Annotated in this window: 18 protein-coding genes and 1 pseudogene; 13 read left to right on the top strand and 6 right to left on the bottom strand. The window is 53.5% G+C overall.

Annotation, left to right across the window (positions count from 1 at the left end; all coding sequences use genetic code 11):
• Positions 1-6 precede the first annotated feature (6 nt).
• The gene (locus tag RID21_RS21670) at positions 7-1,146 is read right to left on the bottom strand and encodes a 5-(carboxyamino)imidazole ribonucleotide synthase (protein WP_350192517.1); all 1,140 of its coding nucleotides are present in this window, start codon (positions 1,144-1,146) and stop codon (positions 7-9) included.
• Positions 1,143-1,637, bottom strand: coding sequence for a 5-(carboxyamino)imidazole ribonucleotide mutase (purE, locus tag RID21_RS21675; RefSeq protein ID WP_145180856.1), 495 nt, complete (start codon positions 1,635-1,637; stop codon positions 1,143-1,145). Before purE ends, RID21_RS21670 begins: the two co-directional genes overlap by 4 nt.
• A gap of 248 nt (positions 1,638-1,885) precedes the next feature.
• Between purE and RID21_RS21680 the strand changes: the two genes are divergently transcribed.
• From RID21_RS21680 to RID21_RS21720, 9 genes and pseudogenes are all read left to right on the top strand, one after another.
• Positions 1,886-2,881: a sugar phosphate isomerase/epimerase family protein gene (locus tag RID21_RS21680; RefSeq protein WP_350192519.1), complete on the top strand. Its 996-nt coding sequence runs from the start codon at positions 1,886-1,888 to the stop codon at positions 2,879-2,881.
• A 617-nt stretch (positions 2,882-3,498) separates the two neighbouring features.
• Positions 3,499-3,801: a hypothetical protein gene (locus RID21_RS21685; RefSeq protein ID WP_350192521.1), complete on the top strand. Its 303-nt coding sequence runs from the start codon at positions 3,499-3,501 to the stop codon at positions 3,799-3,801.
• A 329-nt stretch (positions 3,802-4,130) separates the two neighbouring features.
• On the top strand, positions 4,131-4,604 hold the full coding sequence (locus RID21_RS21690) for a hypothetical protein (RefSeq protein ID WP_350192523.1): 474 nt from the start codon (positions 4,131-4,133) through the stop codon (positions 4,602-4,604).
• 299 nt (positions 4,605-4,903) lie between these two features.
• Positions 4,904-5,335, top strand: a pseudogene (locus tag RID21_RS21695) (hypothetical protein); the annotation flags it as partial.
• Positions 5,336-5,386: 51 nt separating this feature from the next.
• Positions 5,387-6,922, top strand: coding sequence for an LVIVD repeat-containing protein (locus tag RID21_RS21700; RefSeq protein ID WP_350192608.1), 1,536 nt, complete (start codon positions 5,387-5,389; stop codon positions 6,920-6,922).
• A 452-nt stretch (positions 6,923-7,374) separates the two neighbouring features.
• Positions 7,375-10,059 carry a tellurite resistance TerB family protein gene (locus tag RID21_RS21705; protein ID WP_350192525.1) on the top strand — a complete coding sequence of 895 codons (2,685 nt, stop codon included), beginning with the start codon at positions 7,375-7,377 and terminating at the stop codon, positions 10,057-10,059.
• A 22-nt stretch (positions 10,060-10,081) separates the two neighbouring features.
• Positions 10,082-11,380 carry an ATP-binding protein gene (locus tag RID21_RS21710; protein ID WP_350192527.1) on the top strand — a complete coding sequence of 433 codons (1,299 nt, stop codon included), beginning with the start codon at positions 10,082-10,084 and terminating at the stop codon, positions 11,378-11,380.
• Positions 11,377-13,548: a DEAD/DEAH box helicase gene (locus RID21_RS21715; protein WP_350192529.1), complete on the top strand. Its 2,172-nt coding sequence runs from the start codon at positions 11,377-11,379 to the stop codon at positions 13,546-13,548. The genes RID21_RS21710 and RID21_RS21715 overlap by 4 nt, the downstream gene beginning before the upstream one ends.
• A 158-nt stretch (positions 13,549-13,706) precedes the next feature.
• On the top strand, positions 13,707-15,149 hold the full coding sequence (locus RID21_RS21720) for an SGNH/GDSL hydrolase family protein (RefSeq protein WP_350192531.1): 1,443 nt from the start codon (positions 13,707-13,709) through the stop codon (positions 15,147-15,149).
• Positions 15,150-15,160: 11 nt separating this feature from the next.
• Here the strand turns inward: RID21_RS21720 and RID21_RS21725 are convergent, their stop codons facing one another.
• On the bottom strand, positions 15,161-15,844 hold the full coding sequence (locus RID21_RS21725) for a hypothetical protein (RefSeq protein WP_350192533.1): 684 nt from the start codon (positions 15,842-15,844) through the stop codon (positions 15,161-15,163).
• 232 nt (positions 15,845-16,076) lie between these two features.
• On the opposite strand from RID21_RS21725, the gene RID21_RS21730 reads away from it, so the two are divergent.
• From RID21_RS21730 to RID21_RS21745, 4 genes are all read left to right on the top strand, one after another.
• A complete protein-coding gene (locus RID21_RS21730) occupies positions 16,077-17,504 on the top strand; it encodes an enolase-like domain-containing protein (RefSeq protein WP_350192535.1) in 1,428 nt (475 codons plus the stop codon).
• A 23-nt stretch (positions 17,505-17,527) separates the two neighbouring features.
• A complete protein-coding gene (locus RID21_RS21735; RefSeq protein ID WP_350192537.1) occupies positions 17,528-17,881 on the top strand; it encodes a hypothetical protein in 354 nt (117 codons plus the stop codon).
• A gap of 64 nt (positions 17,882-17,945) precedes the next feature.
• Positions 17,946-18,695, top strand: a complete 750-nt coding sequence (locus tag RID21_RS21740; protein ID WP_350192539.1) for a class I SAM-dependent methyltransferase — start codon at positions 17,946-17,948, stop codon at positions 18,693-18,695.
• A gap of 189 nt (positions 18,696-18,884) precedes the next feature.
• Positions 18,885-19,940: a 2-hydroxyacid dehydrogenase gene (locus RID21_RS21745; RefSeq protein ID WP_502892627.1), complete on the top strand. Its 1,056-nt coding sequence runs from the start codon at positions 18,885-18,887 to the stop codon at positions 19,938-19,940.
• Positions 19,941-19,969: 29 nt separating this feature from the next.
• Here the strand turns inward: RID21_RS21745 and RID21_RS21750 are convergent, their stop codons facing one another.
• From RID21_RS21750 to RID21_RS21760, 3 genes are all read right to left on the bottom strand, one after another.
• The gene (locus tag RID21_RS21750; RefSeq protein ID WP_350192543.1) at positions 19,970-20,608 is read right to left on the bottom strand and encodes a hypothetical protein; all 639 of its coding nucleotides are present in this window, start codon (positions 20,606-20,608) and stop codon (positions 19,970-19,972) included.
• Between the two features lie 93 nt (positions 20,609-20,701).
• Complete coding sequence (locus RID21_RS21755; protein WP_350192545.1) at positions 20,702-21,445, bottom strand: acetolactate decarboxylase; 744 nt, start codon at positions 21,443-21,445, stop codon at positions 20,702-20,704.
• A 97-nt stretch (positions 21,446-21,542) separates the two neighbouring features.
• Complete coding sequence (locus tag RID21_RS21760) at positions 21,543-22,040, bottom strand: hypothetical protein (protein WP_350192547.1); 498 nt, start codon at positions 22,038-22,040, stop codon at positions 21,543-21,545.
• Between the last annotated feature and the right edge of the window lie 95 nt (positions 22,041-22,135).

A 22,135-nucleotide genomic window follows, 5' to 3' on the forward strand; every position in this document is an offset into this window, starting at 1 on the left:
ACAACTTCAACCGTGAAAGATTGCGGCCCGTGCCTGCTTGACCCGTTCGACGGCTGCCTCAGGCGTCTTACCCAGTGCCGTCAGGTGTCCCATCTTGCGACCAATTCGCGATTCCCGTTTGCCGTACAGATGCACTTTCACATCGGGGAACTGCTTGAGCGCACTCCAGTCGGGCGGACCCGGCTCCCAGTGATCGCCCAGCAGATTCGCCATCGCCGCCGGTCCCAGTGATTGAGTCGAACCCAGCGGCAGTCCGCAGATCGCCCGCACCTGCTGCTCGAACTGACACGACACGTGTCCGTCAATCGTCAGGTGCCCCGAGTTATGAGGCCGCGGTGCAATCTCGTTGATCATCAACCGCTCGTCTGCGGTCAGAAAGAATTCGACGCACAGCACGCCCACCACATCCAGCCGCTCAAATACGGCCCGCGTGATCTCAACCGCTTCTGTGTTTACCTTCTCACTCTGCCCGGACGGAAACACCGAGATATCCAGAATGTGATTCGCGTGATCGTTCTTCATCGGGCCATACCAGGCGAACTCGCCGTCCAGTCCGCGCACGCCCACCACCGACAGCTCGCACGTGTAATCGATGAACGCTTCCAGGATCGTCTCGTCCGCACCGACTTCCTTCCACGCCGACTCTGCTTCCTCGCGCGCGTCGATCTTCACCTGCCCCTTGCCGTCATAGCCGGACGTCGCCGACTTCAGCACCGCCGGGCACCCCAGTTCGTCAATCGCCGCTTTCAGTTCCTCCACCGACTTCACCACCTTGAAAGGCGTCACCGGAATCCCCGCGTCCCGCAGGTCCGACTTTTCCCGGATTCGGTTCTGGGCCACATGCAGCACATGCGCGCCCGGACGTACCGGCGCATATTGTGAAGCGGCATCGGTCGTCACCGACAGCACGTTCTCGAATTCAAACGAGATCACATCCACGTTCTTCGCGAACTCCGCGACCGCGTTCAGATCGTCATACTCGGCGACCACTTCCTTATCGGCCACCTGGCCGGTCGGCGTCAGGCGCTCGGGAGAAAAGACGTGCACGTTATAACCCAGTCGGCGGGCTTCGATGGCGAACATCCGGCCCAGCTGGCCGCTGCCCAGCATGCCCAGGGTCGCTCCGGGGGGAATCAGCTCACTCATAGTTCTGAATTTTCCAGTACGCTGTCGGTCTGATTCTGACAGAATTCCTTCATCTTCTCCCGCAGCTCAGGCCGCGAGTTACCCAGGATCCGAATCGCCAAAAGCGCCGCGTTCTTCGCCCCTGATTCTCCAATCGCCAGCGTCCCTACCGGCACACCTCCCGGCATCTGGACAATCGACAGCAGCGAATCCAGCCCCTGCAGGGCCCGGCTCTTCACCGGCACGCCCAGTACGGGCAGTACGGTCTGCGCCGCAACCATCCCCGGGAGATGCGCTGCACCCCCGGCACCCGCGATGATCACTTCGATCCCCCGTTCCTCCGCGGTCTTGGCGTATTCGTTCATCCAGTCAGGAGTCCGATGAGCCGAGACCACGCGGCACTCATGCGCCACGCCGAACTGCTCCAGCAGCGCGGCCCCTTCCCTCATCGTATCCCAGTCGGATTGACTACCCATGATCACGCCCACCAGCGGGGGACTCTGTTCTGACATAATGGAACCTTCGTATTCGAGATGATACGCCACCCACAGGGCAGCGAATTTCTAAGTAAGCTTGTGTTATTCGGCTTGGAAGTGGACCCGATAATAATCAATTTTCTCACCCGGTTGGAGTCTGCCATCCCCTTTTTTTACCCCCTCTTTCCGACAAGTGCGTGTTCGTTTGACTTTCTGACCCCGCTGGTCTAGTGTGAAGAGCGATTAATCCATTCCCAGTTGTGACATTTTGAAAGGATCTTCTTATGGCACGCCCTGTAACGCTATTCACCGGACAATGGGCCGACCTCCCGATTGAAGAAATGTGCAAAAAAGCCCAGGAATTCGGCTATGACGGTCTGGAACTGGCCTGCTGGGGAGACCATTTCGAAGTCGACAAAGCACTCTCCGACGACACCTACTGCAACCGCAAACGGGAACTGCTCGAAAAATACGACCTGCAGCTCTTCTCTATCTCCAACCACCTCGTCGGACAGGCCGTCCTCGATAACATCGATCAAAGGCACCAGGCCATCCTCCCCGAATACGTCTGGGGTGACGGCGATCCCGCCGGGGTCAACGAACGCGCCATCGAGGAAATGAAGAACACCGCTCGCGCCGCTCAGAAGCTCGGCGTCAGCGTGGTCAACGGCTTCACCGGTTCCAGCATCTGGCATCTGCTCTACGACTTCCCGCCCACACCACGGGAAATGATCGACGCCGGCTACCAGCTCCTCGCCGATCGCTGGAATCCGATTCTCGACGTCTTCCAGGAATGCGGCATCAAGTTCGCCCTCGAAGTACATCCCACGGAAATCGCCTTCGACATCTACTCCGCTGAAGCCACCCTCAAGGCCCTCGACAACCGCGAAGAGTTCGGCTTCAACTTCGACCCCAGCCACCTCATCTGGCAGGGCGTTGATCCGGTTGAGTTCATCCGCTACTTCCCCGATCGCATCTATCATGCTCACATGAAAGACGCCTCGGTCACCCTCAACGGTCGCACCGGCATCCTGACCAGTCACCTCCCGTTCGGCGATCAGCGTCGCGGCTGGGACTTCCGCAGCGTCGGCCGCGGTGGCGTCCGCTTCGAAGAAATCATCCGCGCCCTCAACGACATCGGTTACGCCGGCCCCCTCTCCATCGAATGGGAAGACATGGGCATGAACCGCGAAATGGGCGCCCGCGAAGCCTGCCAGTTCACCAAGAACGTCGACTTCGCCCCCTCCGACATCGCCTTCGACGGCGCCTTCGGAGACTGATACCAGAACAGAGCTTCGGTTAGATCTGCTCAAGCAAAACAGGGAGTGCGAATGTCGTACTCCCTGTTTTCGCGCGCATGGAATCATTAAAAACCTCCTGACTATCACCAAACTCCGGGAGGCACTGTTGGCTCGCCCAACAGTGACGATCGAACCCACTTCTCCCACAACAAACCACTGAACCTCCACCACCTCTAAGTGCTCAAACTGACCTTGATCCCCTCTCCCCGTTGAATATTTTATTGCAATTGTGCTTCGCGCGCGAGGCGGACGATGCGTGTACTGGAACACGACGCTTAAGTGACTCAGATCCACCTGAATCGCCGTCGATTTTTCCCGTTTTTCACCAGAACAAAATGAACCGGTTCCCGTTGTCCCGTATGATTTCAAATCATTTCGCAGCACATTCAACCAGACTCGCCACCCACTCACTGCAAACTCACCACCACTCACAGCACAATTGAAGCAGAAACCCCTTGACCTCCCCCCGCCATTCACGATGATCTCCTTCATCAGCAAACGCCTCACATTCAAAACGCCTGGTACTTTCAACCATATAGGGGCGGCCCCATGTGTTCGCCCGCCGGTAAAAACACCACCAACCCAGGAAAACAAAGATGAACTTAAACCTCCTCATGCAAACGGTAAGCACCCCCCGCATGCACCCCATCAATAACCTTGATCAGGAATACCGGTTCCGCATCGAAATCTGGAAAGAGCAGGGGACTTCACAATACTTTGCCACAGTCGAACGATCCTTTTATTGCGATCTGCATGTCCTCTCGGACAACACGACTGCCACCGAGATGATCCGCTCAGTCGAAGAGCTGGTAGAGACGGAAGCAGAATTCTTCGACAGCGAACAACACGCCCTGGACAACGCACTCACAAAACTGAGTCACTTTTATGAACCGTTCTAATCTTCACCAGCAATCAAGGGTAGCCCCGAATGCAATTCGGGGTGAGCGCAGCGAACAGGAAACTGACAGAGCACTCCTCCGAACGCTCCCTCAAAAATCCCCACCTGAAAAAAACGGGTGCCATGTGTCCGGTCTAAATACTTGCCCAACAGTGATAAGAGAACCATATACCGCGGCCCCATGTGTCCGCCCGCCAGGGAGAACACCCCGACCACAAAACCAGCCATTCTACCCGATCGCCTCTGCCACACAGAGATGAAAACTGGTAAGCTGATCAATGAGCAGGCTTTCTATTTACAAATTGAATTTACGGTAAAGGTTACACAACGATGATCAGGCAGCAGCCGGGTGATCTGCTCGAGATCGAGCATGACGGAAACTATTATTACATTGTTGTCTTAACCAGAATTACAATGTTCGGCGGGAATATCGTTTTTGCCTGGCACAATGACGGCCAGCGGCGGGACCTGGAAAGCCTGCAGACCGACCGCACCGGCTTCAATGCCTGCACGGACCTGATCGAGCCGAAGCGCGAGGGAAAGGTAACCAGAATACATCGCTTCTCTGACACTTCTGATTTCTGGCTCACGAAATACGCTAAGGGGGCAAACGTATTCAGGAAAGGTGAGAAAGCCCGACTCTGGTTTCTCTATGAAATCAGTGATCTTACAAAAGAAATTGGACGGTACGAAAAGCTCCCTGACGAATATCGGTCAGCGATGGATAAGATGACTTCCAGTTTCGGTTTCATCGCCAGCAAGATCATGGCTCGATACACGCCAGATCAGAATGAACGCCTTTAAGATAAGAGAGTCAACACGGCACCCTCAGTCAGGCTTCAGTTAGCCAACCACCAGAACAACTCGAATGCCACAGTTGGCTTGCCCAACTGTGCCAATCAGATCCATCTCTCCCACGTCAAACGGGTAGCCCCGAATGCAATTCGGGGTGAGCGCAGCGAACAGGAAACTGACAGGGCACTCATCCAAACGCTCCCTCGAAAATCCCCACCTCCAGACAAATTGACATCACACCCCCAGCCCCGCATAATCAAATCCAGATATCACCCACCAGCCGCAACCCTCCCGCAGAGCAAACACTCATGCCCACACGCCTCGCACTCCTCATCTGCCTCCTGGTTATCACCGCCACCAACTCCCTCCCCGCCGCACCACCAGCAGAAACCTACGGCCCCGCACTGACTCCCATAAAGCTCAACGGCATCGGCGCCTGCCAGGCCGTCGCCGTGGCCGGCAACCGCCTCTATGCCACCGGGCGCGGCAAGTTCCACGTGCTCGACATCACCCAGCCCGAAAAACCGGTCCCGCTCGGCGAACTCTCCGGCCTGGGCAACACCCGCCAGCTCTTTATCAAAGACAACATCGCCTATATCACCGCCCGCCAGGATGGTCTCTGGCTCGTCGATATCTCCGCTGCGAACAAACCACAACTGCTGAGCCACTACGACACCGTCGAAATGGCCACCGGCATCAGTGTCTCCGGCTCTCTGGCCTTCGTCGCCACGCGACAGTACGGCGTCGAGATCATCGACGTCTCCAACCCCCGCGCCCCGCAACATGTCAGCATGCTGAAAACGGGCGAAGCCCAGTCCTGCTGGTCCCGCGACGGCATCCTCTATATCGGCGACTGGGCGCCCCGGAAACTCGTCATCGCCGACGTCCGCAACCCGCGCCAGCCCACCATCATCAGTGAAGCCCCCCTCGACGGTTTTGGTGACGGCGGCTGTCTCCGTGGCAACTATTGCTTCGCCGCCACCGGACACCATTCACAGGGGAGCCGCGATGACGGCCAAGGGCACGGACTCGAAATCTTCAATGTCGCCGATCCCAAACAGCCGACGTTCGTCTCCCGCGTCAAGTTCCCGGCCTCCTATCACATCACGAACGACATGTGGACCGCCCGCGTCGCCGGCGATCACTGTGTCGTCGCCGACACCTGGAACGGACTCTTCGTCGTCAACATTCACGACATCAAGCAACCGCAGATCGTCGCCCACGCCATCCTGCCACCAAAGTCAAAGAGTGACAACACCCCCGACCCCGTCGGCGGCATCGCCCTCGGCAAGGGAGTGATCTACGCCGCCGGCATCTTCACCGGACTCTACGTCGTCCCCGCGCCCGGCCTCGCCACTCCGGTCATCCCCGAACAGGACCGGGCACCCGAACTGAAACCCGCTTCAGGCCAGGCCGGCGATCCCCGTTTCCTCACCTACCAGCCCGGCGGTCAGGTCCGCTCTGCGACCGTCGTGGGCGACATCGCCTGGGCCGCCTGCGGCAGTGCCGGCATTCATGCGGTGCGGCTTGGCAAAACCCTGGAGCCGGTCAGCGTGACCAAAGGGAAAGGCGAAGTCATGCACCTGGCCGTCTCCGGTTCGCGACTCTACGCCGCCGAGAACGACGCCGGGCTCGCCATCTACGACATCGGCCCCGAATGGAAACTGACCGAAATCGGTCGCCTCCAGTTGAAGAACCGCAATGTGAAACAGGTCGCCTGTCCCGCCCCCGGGCGGTTCGCCTTATACCACTGGGGCAGCTCCGCCGTCGAAATCGCCGACCTCCAGGATCCCGCCCACCCCAAAGTCGTCTTGAAAGATTCCCAGGTCGGCCTGTTCTACGGCGATCAGCTGGTCCCCGAACTGCTGGGGGGCCGTTACCTGGTCGCCTACTGGCACCGCAGCGGACCGGCCTGGTACGACGTCTCCGGCGAGAAACCCGTTTACCAGGGCAACACCCCCGACGAGCGGCGTTACAGCTTTACCGACGGCGTCTGTCTGCTGGATGACAAACTGCTGCTCATCAAACACGGCAAGCTGCAACTGTTAAATCCCGGCGACCAGCGCGAAGTCAGCCAGCTGCCCGCCATCACAGTGCCCGGCCATAGTCTCCGCGGCCGCCCCACCACCAACGGCAAACAACTGGCCCTCTCCCGCCGCCCCGATCAGAAGGTCGAACTCTTCGACATCACCGACATCCAGCACCCCAAACCCCTCCGCGAATATGATCTAAAAGGCCACCCCGGCGCCTGCCGCTTCTGGAACAACCAACTCCTGATCCCCGCTGGCTACCAGGGGTTGTTGCTCGAACGAAAAGCGAAGCCCTGAGTAAGACAAGATGAACCCAACCAACAGCCAGGCAACGGATCTGGTTTTTGGGGGGACTTACCAACCGGAAAGACCAATCAGCCGCAGAGCGTTAGACGCGGTTGAAACGATCCTAGCAGATGGCACACGCACCTCACCACCAGTACTCAGCAACCCCCCACCAACCCTGAGCGGCAAGGCACTAACCGCTGGGAAAAGCAGCAACAGAAGCAACTGGCAATTAATCAAAACGCCGCGACGAGGCTGAGCGAACAGAACCCCTATTAAGTGATTTTCTGGTTCTCCATCAACACTCTGACTCTTATTGATTCTGTTTTCTTTTAAAAGCATTGAGATCGTGATTGAAAAAAAAGCTTCGCTACCTGATACTGGAATTCAGTGGTGGCCATGTGCTACGTGGACGAAATGCTTCCTGGATATAGTAGTGTTTGATCATTTATTTAAGGTGTTCAATGTCGCAAACAGATACGGAAATGGTCTTCCTTAAATGTGGGAAATGCAACCGTAACTTGCGTGTTGCGTCGACACTGTCGGGACGGAGAGTTCGATGCCCAAAATGTAAGGCACCTCTTCAGGTACCAGCGCTTGATTCAAGTTCAGATTCTGAGAATGAATACTTTCCAGATTGGCTCAAGTTGATTGTGGCTCTACCAATCGTTCTCTTATTTTTTGGAGTAATGAGTATTGCTATTGGTAAGAATCTAGCCATTTTCCTCTTCTTACTTACAGGTGGATTAACGGTATTGATCTGGAAAAGAGAGTTCGTATCGTCACAGATTGAAAAGTGGCAGCAGGAATCCCAAATTGAAGCATCAATTAAACAGAAAGAGTCACAAAATAAGACGAAAGAAATTCAAAAACCAGTTCCTGAACCAAGACCCAGCCCTACGACTAACAGTGAAGCAGCAGTTGACATTGATCATCTTTTCGAAATTCAAGAACGAAGTAACTCTTCTACGGACGTAGTAAGAGTCTCCCAGACTTCTCAAGTGAAAGGTATTAAAAAAGTATCCCGTTGGTTTTCTGGTCCGTCAGAAGATGACGTTGTATTTTACGGTCCCGGTTCAAGTTCAATTGTCGATGACAAGCTTCTCGACAGTGCTTTAATCTATTTTGTTTCAGGGACTCTTAATCAGCCATATGATTCATCTTTAATAGAAACGGGCTTGCCCGTAGCAAAATCTGGGAGAGGTGCATATCAGTTGCCATATTGGCCCAGTTATAGGCAATGCTCCCCGGAACAGCGTCGGAATTACCTCAATTGGCTAACCAGCGGAAGAAGAGACCCTTTTGTAGAACTGGGTTACGTCTTTATCTATTTCTATGGCCTGGAACGACGTATTGTAGTTGACCGCCAGGATTCACTAGCAGTAATCAAAGAGCTTCTTCGATTATTTCCAATCTACAAATCTTCCAGATCATTCCAGCGTTATTGTTCAAGTTTGCTTTGGATGTCTGCTCTACTTGCTTCAGATGTCAGAGAGCTTACTGACGAAATTCTTAAACAAATAATTGATGCAACTGAATTCTGGAGTGAAGCAAACCTGTCTGCGCTGTTGTCGATTTATCAGAAACAGAATTTACCTTTACCACCTGATGTGGCATTTCTAGTGACAGAACATGATTCTCGATCACCTCGAAGTGTAGTTTTCAAACGTCACCCTGAGAAATTTCGAGAATTATTCAATTCTCGATTTTCCGAAATGTATCAATCTGGTTTTAGACTCAAAACATCAAAGCGGGATTATTATTTCGATTATCGACCAGCAAGTGAATCTCTTTCGGGGATCAGCAGCGGTATCTGCAGGAATCGAATTTTGCTTCCAAATACGCTCGGGATTCCGTCTCAGTTTAAACCACTGATACAGATCTGGTCAGCCGTGATCGATGACTTGAAAGCTTTTGATCGCGTCCAGAAAAAGTATAGTGGCGATGAAGTATTAACTGCAGATGTATATGAAGCTTTACCAGTCGAACTGCGAAATGATGATCATCCAGATTTCGATACCTGGTATCAGATTATAGATAAGTTTACCGATGAAAGCGGGATGTCTTTTATTCCCATTTCAGAACTGGCAAATGCCCGAGGAATTGCTGAGCGTTCAAGACTGACCAAAAAACAATCACAACAAATTTTAACTACAGCTGATTGTATGGACTTATGCCTGGAGCCCGATTCTAGAGAAACTGGCCAGAACTATCGCTGGGATGAGCATGTGAGCGTCTTTCCTAAAGAGGAAGAGGAGAGTGAAGAAGATCTGAAATCATATCACGCTGCATCCATTCTTCTTCGGCTTGGAATGTCTATTGCGGCTGCAGATGGAACAGTGGATGAGGAAGAACTGGAGATGATTACTGCTCATCTCGAGCAGCAGTTTAATTTGTCACCACAGGAATCCGTCCGTCTGGAACATCTCGCTTTGTTGCTCTCTCGTCATCCTGTAGACGATACCAGCCTGGCAAGGAAACTGCATGAACTGCCTGAAGATCAGCGGAATGTTATCGGAGATCTCTTGGTGGGGATTGCATCCGCAGACGATATTATTACTCCTGATGAAACGAAGGCTCTGAAGAAGGCATTTAGAAATCTCAAACTAGATCCTGACCGAATTGACCGGCTCACCGAGGGTGTTGTCAGTGTCGAAAATGATTCTTCAACGGAAACTGAACTTGTGCTGAACCATGATCGAATACGTGAAATCATGGCTGAGACATCAAAAGTATCAGAGTTTCTGCATACGGTGATGGTGGAAGATGAGGCAGATGAGATTGAACCGATTAACTCTTCAGAAGTGATTGAACAGGAAGTTGAACAGAAGTCTGATTCTGGCACTGAGGTGAGGCAATCTGACGAAGCTGAAGTTACAGTACATTTCGAATCAGCTGACGATTCTGATGTCGATTGTGATGGGTTAGATGCTAGATACCATGCCTTTTTAAAAGAGCTGCTGTCTCGCAATCACTGGCAACTTTCAGAGCTTGAAACGCAAGCAAGAACAGACGGTTTGATGTTAATGGGAGCTATAGAAGCAATCAATGAATGGTCACTGGAGAGTTTAGGTGACTGGTTGATTGAAGAAACCGGCGACACAGTGCAGGTCTACACAGATCTCATAAATACTAATAAATCATCCTGACAATCAGCAGAGGCAATATTTGATGATACGTGCAAGAGAACGAACAGCTGTTATTCAGTCTCTCGGGGCTGGCGTTGTACCTTCTATTGGTCTTCAACACATTCAGGTGGGCCGTAAAGATGAGGTTGAGGCTGTCATCAGGGATTTACAGATTGTTGAACAAGGCGCATCGAGCATTCGCTTTATTATTGGGCGTTTTGGATCGGGAAAAACATTTTTCCTGAACCTGATTCAGAACGTGGCACTGAAACGAAAATTTGTTGTCGTTCAGGCAGACATCACAACAGATCGCAGATTACACGGCTCGGGTGGGCAGCCAAGGTCACTCTATTCAGAACTCATGAAAAATCTGGCAACCCCTTCGCGTCCAGAAGGAGGCGCTTTACCTAATCTGGTAGAACGTTGGGTCGGAGATGTGGAATACAACATTACCAGCTCTGGCGGAGATGAGGAAGACGTTGCCAAAGAGATTCAAAGGCAGCTATCTGAATTGCGTGAACTGGTGAATGGTTATGATTTTGCCAAGGTACTTTCGGCTTACTACGAAGGTTATCGAACGCAAAACGATGAACTTCAACATGCTGCATTGCGCTGGTTGAGAGCAGAGTATGGGACCAAAACTGAGGCTCGAAATGATCTCGGTGTACGGGCAATTATTGAAGATGCTGATATTTATGAATCAATGAAACTGATGTCTCAGTTCGTGCGGCTGGCAGGTTATAAAGGGCTGCTTGTTTCTCTCGACGAACTTGTAGTTTTATCACATCGATTGAACAACTCTCAGGCTAGAAATAATAACTATGAAGCAATTTTGCGGATTCTAAACGATTGTCTGCAGGGGCAAACAGAAGGTCTTTCTTTTCTGTTTGCAGGGACCGATGACTGTCTGGAGGATCGCCGCCGTGGCCTGTTCAGCTATGAAGCATTAGCAACTCGGCTGGCTTCAAATCGATTCGCCACAGAGACTCAAAAAGACCTTTCAGGGCCAGTAATTAAGCTAGATAGCCTGACTCCCGAAGACTGTTTTGTATTGTTACACAATATCCGGAATGTGTTTGCTTCAGGTGATCGCGATAAATACCTGATTCCAGATGAAGGAATCGCTGAGTATCTTCAGATGTGTAGCGAAAGAATGGGAGCGGCTTATTATCAGACTCCTCGAGATACCGTTAAAGACTTTACTGGGTTGCTGAGAGTCTTGGAGCAAAATCCGGGGACAGGGTGGGCAGATATATTAAAGCGAAAGAGTACGAACTCAAATCAACAGGTCAGTGAAACGGGGAGTGATTCTCCAGATGGCCTTTCGGAGTTCCGTCTGTGAACCATTCAAGTAGTTATGCCCTGCTGGCTGAACCGATTCAGAAAGCACTGTGGAAACTTGGCTGGGAGAGTCTTCGGCCGATCCAGGAACAGGCGATTGAGTTTATACAGAATTCGCAGAATGACTTAATCATCTCTGCTCGAACTGCATCGGGTAAAACAGAAGCTGCTTTTCTACCCGTTCTCTCAGTAATCTGTCAAAATCCTGCCAGCTCAGTTCAGGCGATCTATGTCGGTCCGCTTAAAGCACTCATCAATGATCAGTTTCGCCGTTTGGAAGAACTTTGTGAGTATGCCCAGATCCCGGTCCATCGCTGGCATGGAGATGTGTCGGCTTCCAAAAAACAGAAATTCGTGAGCAATCCAAGAGGGGTTTTGCTCATTACCCCAGAATCAATTGAATCACTTTTTGTAAATCGCTCAACAGCACTCAATAGTCTTTTTCACAGCCTTTCGTTTGTGGTCATCGACGAGATTCATGCCTTGCAGGGAACTGAAAGGGGGACCCATCTTCGCAGTCTTCTGTTTCGGGTTGACCAGTGTGCAATCAATCCGCCACGCATTGTGGGTTTATCAGCTACTATCGGGGATGAAGAGCTCAGTGCTGAATGGGTACGCCCCAATGCCACCGAGCGAGTTGATTTGATCAAGGATGATCTATCAAAAAAGTCAATCCAGTATGGCATCTTCGCCTATCAGTCATCGAAGGACGATGAAGAACAGGACTCTCAATACTCGCATGAATTATCACAGGATCTCTATAATTCATTTTCAAAGGGAAAGAATCTTATCTTTGCCAATACACGACCGGATGTCGAATGGTACACGGATGAATTGAATCATCTGGCTGCTCAAGAGGGGCGTCCTGACCAGTTCTTGATTCATCATGGTGCTCTGAGTCGTGATATTCGCGAGCATACCGAAAAGATGATGCAGGGGAAAATCCCTTTTTCCACAGTCTGTTCTGCGACACTAGAGTTAGGAATCGATATTGGAAATGTGCGTGCAGTTGGCCAGATAGGATGTCCCTGGTCAGTCAATTCGCTTGTCCAAAGATTGGGTAGAAGTGGCCGTGAGGAAGACCAGCCGCAAATTATGCGCATTTTTCTACCGGAGGATCTGTTTTCATTTACTCAACATCTGAGTGGCCAGCTTTATCCTCCACTTGTCCAGGCAATTGCACTTACCGAATTAATGCTTGAATCCTGGGTCGAACCATGCGAATCCAATTCGGGAGATTTGAGCACTCTAGTGCAGCAAATCCTCAGTGTCATTGCAGAGACAGGAGGACTTCAAGCTGCAGAATTATTTAAGCAACTTATTGTATCTGGTGCATTCCGGCATATTAATCAAACTTTGTTTGTTGATATTTTACGCCAAATCGGACAGGAAGATTTAATAGAACAGACTAAGCAAGGTGAGCTGATACTTGGCTTGAAAGGTGAAAAGATTGTTCGCTCTTATGAATTCTATTCTGCTTTCGCGACTCCTCCAGAATTTCGTGTTGTGTATCAGGGGCAAGCAATTGGCATGCTGCCTACGACATATCTTCCCTCAGAAAATCAGCATTTTCTATTAGCGGGAAAACGCTGGCAGGTAGTTGGTATCGATTACGACCGACGGGAAATTGGCGTTATACCTGCTCGAGGAAGAAAAAGACCAAAATGGGATTCACTTGGTCCCAATGTTCATCAAAAAGTTCGACAGAAGATGCGACAGGTATTAGCTGGAAATAAGCAATTTGGCTATTTAAACCCGTCAGCAAGTCAACTATTGGAACAGGCGCGAACGACATTTAGCAACGCAGATTTGATCCACAAAGATCTTTTTGCATTATCTCTCACCAAAACACTTTGGTTTACCTGGACAGGCACCAGAATTCACCAAACAATTCTGGCAATGCTTGAGAGACACAAAATAAAGTTACTAGATTATGGAGTGGCAATCGAATTAGATTTGTCTTTCAATCAAACAATAGACCTTTTACATCAACTTGCAAAAACAAAACAAGAACCCAGGGTTCTGGCTAAAATGGTGGAGCCCAAGTTTCGGCGAAAATATGACGAATATTTATCTGAGCAGCTTCTCGAATGGTCGATTGCAGAAGATGTGATCGACATTAATGGGGCTCAATCGGTAATGGTAGAACTGCTAAAGCAATTCAATTAATCAGCCCAAATCCCCTCCCCACAGTTGCCCCCAACACCAAATTCGATTCTCATAGAACCACAGCCAAAGTAATTCCCCCAGTCAGAAACCACGTGGCGACTTCCTGCTCCGTGCGTCTCTGCACCCCTGTTAATCGACGCGCCTTGAGGAACATTCTGATGCAGCTGTTACGGTTCACGTTGATCCTGTCTCTGGCCCTGGTCGCCTGCAGTTCAAACCTCTTCGCACAGCAAACCCCGAAATTCGCTCCGGTGAAACCCGCCGGCGATCCGGCCACCTTCGGTGCGAACATTCAGCGGACCATGACACTGCTGGCTACCAGCACGCCGGAACAACGCCATCGGGTCCGCATCCTGTTCTACGGCCAGTCCGTTACCCGCAATCCGTGGTGGGAAGACGTGGCGGATGACCTCCGCCAACGGTTTCCGCACGCCGACCTCGAAATCGAAAATCGTGCCATCGGCGGCTATGGCGGACCGGTCCTGATCAACACCGCCGAATTTGATCTCTACCCCTTCTACCCGGATCTGGTGATCTTTCACGTCTGGTCCGGGGTGGAAACCGGCCACCAGGAAAAAATCATCCGCCGCATCCGTGAGCGGACCACCGCCGAGGTCCTGCTCTGGACCAGTAACCTGCGCTGGCCGAGTACCGTCCCGCCGGACGGCGACCCGCAACATCCCGACGTGCTGGCCAAAGACGCGCAGGATCAGGCGATTTCCGATCTCTACTTTCGCCTGGGCCGGGAACTCAATTGCGAAGTGGCCGATGTCCGCACCGGTATGCAACGTTATCTGAAAGAAAATAACCTGGTTGTGAAAGACACCCTCCGCGACACGGTGCACCCGAACAAATTAGGGAACTTCCTCATCGCCGAGCTGGTCAAACCACATCTCCGCTATGATCCCAGCTTCCCCAATGACAAATGGAAAGACCTCGTTACCGATGTCCCCGTGAATGACCCGCGGGTTCAGCACAAAGACGACGGCTCCCTGACGCTGAAGTTTCAAGGCAACCGCATCGACGTGATCGTGGCTCCCGGTGACGCAGCGAAAGCCGACGTGCTGCTGGACGGGAAATCCCCCTCACAATTCCCCGCGCTCTACTATCACAGTCGCCCCAGCCCCACGCCCGTCGCGGGAAGGCCGGCCTTCAATCGCATCGATCATCAGAGCCCGCTGCAGGTGGAAACCTGGACCGCCCGCATCCTCGAATGCGATCTGGAAAAGGATGTGCTGCGGTACGAAGTCAGCGGTTCCAAAACGGGCCCCGACGGCACCGGCGACCACAAACAGCGTTTCGTTTCCAACTCCGGTCGCGTGGTGATCGAACCCCGTATGTGGATGGTCAACTGGTCCCTGCGTTATCGCAAACAGAGTCTGCCCAAAGATTACAAAGTCACTTGGGAAACCAGACCACTGTTCGTAGACGTCTGGCAATCCCCGGCGGTCACAGACTCATCCAAAGAATATCCCACGGTCCTCGCCCAGGGCATGAAAAACGGCGACCACAGACTGACCTTCAAGCCGCAGACCCCAGGCAAACTCCCCGTCAAAGCCTTCCGAATCTACCGACCCCCGTTGCAGGTTTCCGCTGAATAATTCTGGTGGAATCAGGAATCGGTATTGTCCTGAAGCAAGTGCTTTTCCACCCAGGAACGAAGCCGCTTGCTTTCGAACGATCCCTGGTAGGACGTTGAATTGCCTGACTTCTTAACAAAGTATCCGATCACGCTCTGCGGGAAGCGGGGGTTGAGGTGCAGCTCAAATTCATGTCGCGTTGTACCATCCACCACAGTGTACCACGAAGCGGTGTAGCGTGGATGGTTCGGAGCGTGCCCCACAGCATCAGCGATGCCCGTTGCGAAGGCCGAAATTGTTTCGGGATCCTTGAAGTGGGCAATGCGTTTTTTTCCGGATCGATCAAACACGGTGATTTGTTTGAGTTGCTCATCCTGCAACTGGTTCAGGGCTTTCAGGTTCGCCATCTCGCGCTGCATTCTGGGCAGGGCAACGCCAAAGGCCATGCCGGTGATGATGACCGCGAGCAGCCCCATCAGGCAGGCGACTCCGATCCACGCTCGACTGGTGGGCGCCGACTTGATTTGCCACACAACACCGATGATGAACCCCGGCAACGTGCCGGCGACAGCTCCCAGCCAGAAGTTCATGAACCAGAAATGGTGCAGGGAGAGCGCCAGGCAAACCGCACCTCCCACAAACTGGCAAACGATCACAATCACAATGATCCGCCAGGTGCCCTTGAGATCCGTGGCGTTGATTTGTCCGTGTTTCATGTCTTACGTCTATATCCGGGAGTAGGAAAACGCTGTCAGGATCATTAAATCTTTCTTGAGGTTCATTCCTGTATTCTACACGGTCACCCAGCAGGGGATACAGCTAATTCAGGAACCTTCAACTCGCATTGGGGAGTCTCAACCTGCACTCTTTTTACATTTCCTCGCAAATCAATCATAATGCACCCACGACATCACAACGGCTTCCGCAACCACCAACGAAAACGCGCCCATGCTTTCCGAACTCAAACTCCTCGACGCCACACTCCATCGCACGGACACCCAGACCCGCATGCCCTTTCGGTTCGGCATCGCCGTCATGACCGCGGCCCCGCACGTCTTCCTCAAGTGTCGCTATGAAATCGGCGGGCAGGTCGTCACCGGCATCGCCGCCGAGGGACTTTTGCCCCGCTGGTTCGACAAGTCCCCCGAAAAACAGGCCGATCAGGAAATCGACGAAATGCTGCAGGTCATTCGGCAGGCCGTCGCGTTCGCCCGCCAGGCGGAACCCGCGCCCGCGTTTGATTTCTGGCGACAGGTCTATCAGTCACAGGTCGCCTGGGCCGCGGAGCAGGGCTTCCCTTCATTATTGGCCCAGTTCGGCGTCACGATGGTCGAACGCACTCTGCTCGACGCACTCGCCCGGGCCGAACAGTGCAATCTGGCCACGCTGTTACGGGAGAACCGGGTCGGCCTCGATCTGGCTGCCATCCATCCCGAACTGAAAGGCCGCATGCCGGCTGAGTTCCTCCCCGCACAACCGCTCACGAAAATCATAGCCCGCCACACGGTCGGACTGTCCGATCCCCTGACCGCCGCCGACCTCACTCCCGAAAACCGCATCGACGATGGCCTGCCGCAAACGCTCGAAGACTGCATCCGCGCCTACGGACTAAAACACTTCAAACTCAAGGCCCAGGGGGATGTCGACCTCGATCTGGATCGGCTCCGCGCCGTCGCTCAGGTCATCACCGCGCATTGCGGCAACAATTACGCCTTCACGCTGGACGGCAACGAGCAGTACCGCGAGTTCCCCCGCTTCGTCGAACTCTGGGACGGCATTCAGGCCGACGCGGCTCTGTCGAACTTCTTCGAAAACCTGATCTTCATCGAGCAGCCCCTGCATCGTAGCGTGGCCCTGGACCCGGCCATCGCGCACATTGCCGACTGGGAAAACGGGCCGCCGGTGATCATTGACGAATCCGACGCCGAACTCAGCGCACTCGAACAGGCACTCCAGCTCGGCTACGCGGGGACGAGCCACAAGAACTGCAAAGGCATCCTGAAGGCAACCGCCCATCGCTGTCTGATCAATCACCGCAACGCCACCGAAAACACAAACCGCTACCAGATGAGCGGCGAAGACCTGGTGAATATCGGCCCGGTCGCCCTGCTGCAGGACCTCGCCGCCCAGGCAGCCCTGGGCATTACCTCCGTCGAACGCAACGGCCACCACTACTTCCATGGTCTGACCCCGTTCCCCAAACAAATCAGCCAACTGATTCTACAGCAGCACGGCGATCTCTACACCGAGATGGACAACGGCTTCGCCCGCGTCGACATCACCAACGGCGAACTCAACCTGACCTCCCTCAACGCCGCCCCGTTCGGTGTGGGTGTGGAAGTGCCCCTGAACGGCTTTGAAGAACTGTCACTCTGAGGACTTTTTACCAGGACTGTCCCATGTCGGAAATGGAAATAATACAAGCCCTTGAGCGACTGTTACCAACTGAAAAAATCATGAGCGATGCTCGGGATCTGATCGAGGAGTGTGAATATCAGTTTGATTTCGACGAGGATGGCCTGGTATCTATTCCTGTGGACGTTGAATTGATCTTCATCTCCAAAAGCGCCTTGTATACGCCGTTTGATGTCCATTTTGGGACCGGTTATAAGTCGATCGTGGCGGTTGGAAATGTCAGGCAGTATGATCTTCATATATCTGATCTGGCTGCAGATTATGGTTTCATCACTCTCTGGTACAATCGGGATGCTAAAATAATTACGACTGATGTTATGCAGAAACTCTTCAGGTAACTGGATGCGAAATAATTCGTGCCTTTCGTGGTAGTAATCAAATCCATCACAGTGAACCCCGTCCATGACCACCGACTATAACAAAATCGCCGAGCAGTACCGCGAAGTCAAAGGACGCCCCTGGCGGTCGCTGGTCGAAGAGTATTCGCTGCTCCAACTGATCGGCCCCGTGGCTGGCCTGAAGGTCGTCGACCTCGCCTGTGGCGAAGGCTTCTTCACCCGCAAACTCAGACAGCAGGGGGCCGCCTCAATCGTCGGTACCGATGTCTCCCACGAGATGATCAAACTGGCGACCGAGCGGGAACAGGCTGAACCGCTGGGCATCGACTACCTCGTCGAAGACGTGCGGGCAGAGGGCCCCCGGCTCGACCATGATCTCGCAGTCGCTGCCTGGTTACTCGTCTACGCGCACGACCGGGAGGAACTGGCTGCCATGTGCCGGGGCCTCGCGCGTCAGCTCAGGCCCGGAGGGCGGCTCGTCACGCTGACCACCAATCCGCAGCTCTATTTCTTCCCCGAGTTCGATTACCAGAAGTACGGCTTCCAGATTCATCTCGAAGACCAGGTACGCGAAGGCGCCCTGATCCGCTGGACGGGCCGTCTCAAAGATGGCTCCCAACTCGAAGTCGTGAACTATTACCTCCCCGAGGAAGCGTATGCCTCCGCTTTGGAAGCCGCCGGCTTTCGCGACATTGTGTTTCATTCGCTCTGTCTCTCCCCGGAAGCAGCCGACGAAGCAGATTTCTGGGCCGGCATGATCAACCAGCCCCCGGCTATCATGATCGAAGCCATTCGGGCAGAGGACACGATCTGAAATCCAGCAGTCAATGTTCAGAACCGCCGCATTGTTCTATAATCATATCAGGCGCGCAGAGTACACGCAGTAGCAAGAGTTAGGGAAAGGATTTCAGCAGTGGCAGACAGGAATGATCGGGAACGGCTTGAGGATTTCATCGCACAGTTACAGTCGCAGTCGGGACTCAATCCTCTGAAGTACGAACGCATGCTGGCCGAGTTACACGCGACTCTGCCGTTGGACGGACACGACTCCGAGGGCCGCCGACAGATCGCCTTTTTCGATGCAAAGCAGTACGACCTCCATTCATTTTCCGCACGAAACGACGACAGCTTCCAGTTGATCGCCATCGAATCGCCCCTCAATGAACAGACAGCCTCCGCGGCTGCGGGCTGCAAGGTGGTCTGTATCTTCGTCAATGATGAAGCACACGAGCCGGTCATCGCACGGCTCGCGGAACTGGGCGTGGAACTGATCGCCCTCCGTTGTGCCGGCTTCAATAATGTCGATCTCGAAGCCTGCCGCAAATATGGCATCAGCGTCGTACGGGTGCCCGCCTACTCGCCGCATGCGGTCGCCGAACATACCGTGGCGTTGATGCTGATGCTCAACCGTCATCTACACCAGGCATACCTGCGGAACCGGGCCGGGGCGTTCATTCTGGATGGACTGACCGGCTTCGACATGCACGGCAAAACCGTCGGCGTTATCGGCACCGGGAAGATCGGGCAGTGTGTCGTCGAGATTCTGACCGGCTTCGGCTGTCACGTGCTGGCTTATGACGTGCACGAAAATCCTGAAGTCGCCAGCCTGCCACAGACAAAGTACGTCGACCTGGATGAACTGCTCTCCCAGTCCGATGTCATCACGCTGCATGTGCCACTCTTCGAAGAGACCTATCACCTGATTAACCAGGAAACCATCGCCCGCATGAAACCGGGGGTGATGCTCATCAACACCTCGCGGGGCGGCCTGGTCGAAACGGTCTCGCTGATCGACGGCTTAAAGACCGGCCAGATCGGCTACGCCGGCCTGGATGTCTATGAAGAAGAGGCGGGGATTTTCTTTCACGATATCTCGAACCAGGTTCTCGACGACGACGTACTGGCCCGACTGATGACATTCAATAATGTCGTTATCACTTCGCACCAGGCGTTCCTGACCAACGAAGCCCTGGATAACATCGCCGAAACCACCTACGCCAATATCGAAGAATTCTTCGCCGGCAAACGGGGCGCAGAGCTGACTCATCACGTCGGGTAACAGAGTGAAGTTGATCCAGCGTCGACACATTAACCCGTGTGACGCACCTCATTCCCGAAAAATTCCACCGACCACCCACTACCATACTCGCTGATCACATCCACGAACCAGTACCCCGTCTCGCGTTCGACCGTAATCTTATCCAGGGTAACCTGACGCGAATCCTGGTGGGGGACGTTATGCAGGTAGTAAGCCAGATTATGCAGAATGCGAAAGGCTTCACACAGCGCTTCATCGTCGACGCCAGTGTCACCTCCCGGCAGCACGAGGTCAATATCATCGACCTGAATCCACGCATCGGCTAACTCCGGCGGACGCCAGACAGGAGCCAGATTTTCGGTGTATCCATACCACCAGTCCCCCTCCAGATCGCCGGATGACTCTGTCAGTCCCATGTCAAACAGAGTGTTGAGTTGATACAGGACCCAGAGCGCATAGTTCCTTGGAGTATTGACCGTGCATAGTAACTCCAGCCACTTTCGTTCCCCCAGGTAGACAATGCCGTACCGTTTCTCAAAACCGATCAGTTCCCGGATCCGACTGCTGACTTTATCTGACGACAGGTCACTCTTGCCAATCAGCGATTCCTCACCGATCTCCTGTTCGAGCTTGCGATATTCAGACCACGGCAAGTAACGCCTCTGACCAGCGGAGAAGGGGGAATCCATGCAGTAACATTTCCAGCAAAGTAAAGCGACGAGACACAGGCGGGATGACGTTCCTCCCGCCCGATTTCAGGACGACCCCAGTCTCGCGGATTCTCACTTTTCAGGCAACAGCAATGTCGCGCCGGGGGTAACGGTCAGTTTTTCCACGTGTCCCGTGCGCATTTCTCCGGACTTCGCATCTTGAAACAGCAGGTGCATGTGCACCGAAGTCCCCGGATGCGTGATGTTGCCGGCTGCATCTTTGGCGAACACCCCGACCAGCTTGCCACTGACTTTTGGCAGATCCGCCTCAAAAGGCCGCTTGTCGGCGGGCAGCGTCTCTTTCCGCATCCGGGCCCGAATCGGACACGCGCCGTTGATCACATGGAGCTCGACATTTTGAAAATCGCCCTCGATCACAAACACGAACGGCGCTTTGACATCCAGACCTGCCTGGCGGGCATCCTGTTCAATCAGGGAGTTCAAATCGTCCGAAGAGACCGCCTGTGAAAGTGGATGTTTCGACCAGTCAGTCACATACCCGCCAACCAATAGGGCAGCCTGGGTCTGGGGCGTCAGCTTGAGCGTCTGCAGCTTCCCATCCGGCTTCACTTGTGTGAGTGTCACTTTGCCGTCAAGGATCGTCGCCTCACCTCCGAGCGATTCCAGTGCGCCGACCCCATAAAAGTGCGGCTGCTTTACCAGCTTCGCAAATTTAACGCGTCCCTGGTGCTGCTGCTGTCCGATCACTTCATGCATCTTGCCATACTGCACCACATCGCCTGCCGTGACACTGTTCAAGCATCCCAGCAACACGGCTAAACATCCCCAGCCGCTAAAGATCATGGACCTGTTCATCGTATCGTCTCCCGTTAAATATGAATCGATAAACTCTCAGTCCTGCACGCTCTCATTATACGTCTTGCGAGGGGGCCAGGTTAGTCGCAGAATCGCCCTATTCGGTTTTCGCATTCACAGACAACAGCTTCCCCGTTGTCAGATCGACGCCCGACCACTCAATCGAATTTTCGCCGAACAGGTAATACTCAGTCGCGCCTGCTTCGGTTTCAATCTGGGCGAATACGAAATTATCACCGACACTATAGCTGAATTTGGCTTCTTCCGGCACACGCAGTCGGCTCCAGTTCCCGGATGCAGACGAGTACGCGTAGAGATCTCGTCCGACCGGGCAGATCCCCATTGCAGACGAGACAGTGGGTTGAAGTTTCGCCAGTGCCTCTGCAGAGGGTTTGCCTGCGACTTTCGTCTGCGACCAGTCACCAGATTCCATGCTGAAGGCCAATAGTTTGTCCCGAGACTGGGGAACGATCAGTATGAATTCCCGAGTTTGGAGCACAATCGGTTTCGCCCAGGTCGTCTTATCTGCTCCCGAGGCAGGGGCCAGGCTCAGGAAGATGAGCAACAGCGGCAACAGTTTTAAGGTTGAGCGCATGACAGTATTCCTTGATAGTGAAAGGTGTCAGATCTGCTGAGAAGGGGAATCTCGCTCCAGGCAGAAACGCCTTCAAGACGCTGACCTGCAGGCTG

Source organism: Gimesia sp. (assembly GCF_040219335.1).
GTDB lineage: Bacteria > Planctomycetota > Planctomycetia > Planctomycetales > Planctomycetaceae > Gimesia.

Excerpts from the sequence above, each read along its gene's own strand:
- RID21_RS21680 (WP_350192519.1), top strand. The coding sequence starts at position 1,886 with ATGGCACGCCCTGTAACGCTATTCACCGGACAATGGGCCGACCTCCCG.
- RID21_RS21730 (WP_350192535.1), top strand. The coding sequence starts at position 16,077 with ATGCTTTCCGAACTCAAACTCCTCGACGCCACACTCCATCGCACGGAC.
- RID21_RS21710 (WP_350192527.1), top strand. The coding sequence starts at position 10,082 with ATGATACGTGCAAGAGAACGAACAGCTGTTATTCAGTCTCTCGGGGCT.
- RID21_RS21725 (WP_350192533.1), bottom strand. The coding sequence starts at position 15,844 with ATGAAACACGGACAAATCAACGCCACGGATCTCAAGGGCACCTGGCGG.
- RID21_RS21705 (WP_350192525.1), top strand. The coding sequence starts at position 7,375 with ATGTCGCAAACAGATACGGAAATGGTCTTCCTTAAATGTGGGAAATGC.
- RID21_RS21760 (WP_350192547.1), bottom strand. The coding sequence starts at position 22,040 with ATGCGCTCAACCTTAAAACTGTTGCCGCTGTTGCTCATCTTCCTGAGC.
- RID21_RS21755 (WP_350192545.1), bottom strand. The coding sequence starts at position 21,445 with ATGAACAGGTCCATGATCTTTAGCGGCTGGGGATGTTTAGCCGTGTTG.
- RID21_RS21750 (WP_350192543.1), bottom strand. The coding sequence starts at position 20,608 with ATGGATTCCCCCTTCTCCGCTGGTCAGAGGCGTTACTTGCCGTGGTCT.
- purE (WP_145180856.1), bottom strand. The coding sequence starts at position 1,637 with ATGTCAGAACAGAGTCCCCCGCTGGTGGGCGTGATCATGGGTAGTCAA.
- RID21_RS21670 (WP_350192517.1), bottom strand. The coding sequence starts at position 1,146 with ATGAGTGAGCTGATTCCCCCCGGAGCGACCCTGGGCATGCTGGGCAGC.
- RID21_RS21685 (WP_350192521.1), top strand. The coding sequence starts at position 3,499 with ATGAACTTAAACCTCCTCATGCAAACGGTAAGCACCCCCCGCATGCAC.
- RID21_RS21700 (WP_350192608.1), top strand. The coding sequence starts at position 5,387 with ATGCTGAAAACGGGCGAAGCCCAGTCCTGCTGGTCCCGCGACGGCATC.
- RID21_RS21690 (WP_350192523.1), top strand. The coding sequence starts at position 4,131 with ATGATCAGGCAGCAGCCGGGTGATCTGCTCGAGATCGAGCATGACGGA.
- RID21_RS21720 (WP_350192531.1), top strand. The coding sequence starts at position 13,707 with ATGCAGCTGTTACGGTTCACGTTGATCCTGTCTCTGGCCCTGGTCGCC.
- RID21_RS21740 (WP_350192539.1), top strand. The coding sequence starts at position 17,946 with ATGACCACCGACTATAACAAAATCGCCGAGCAGTACCGCGAAGTCAAA.
- RID21_RS21735 (WP_350192537.1), top strand. The coding sequence starts at position 17,528 with ATGTCGGAAATGGAAATAATACAAGCCCTTGAGCGACTGTTACCAACT.
- RID21_RS21745 (WP_502892627.1), top strand. The coding sequence starts at position 18,885 with ATGCTGGCCGAGTTACACGCGACTCTGCCGTTGGACGGACACGACTCC.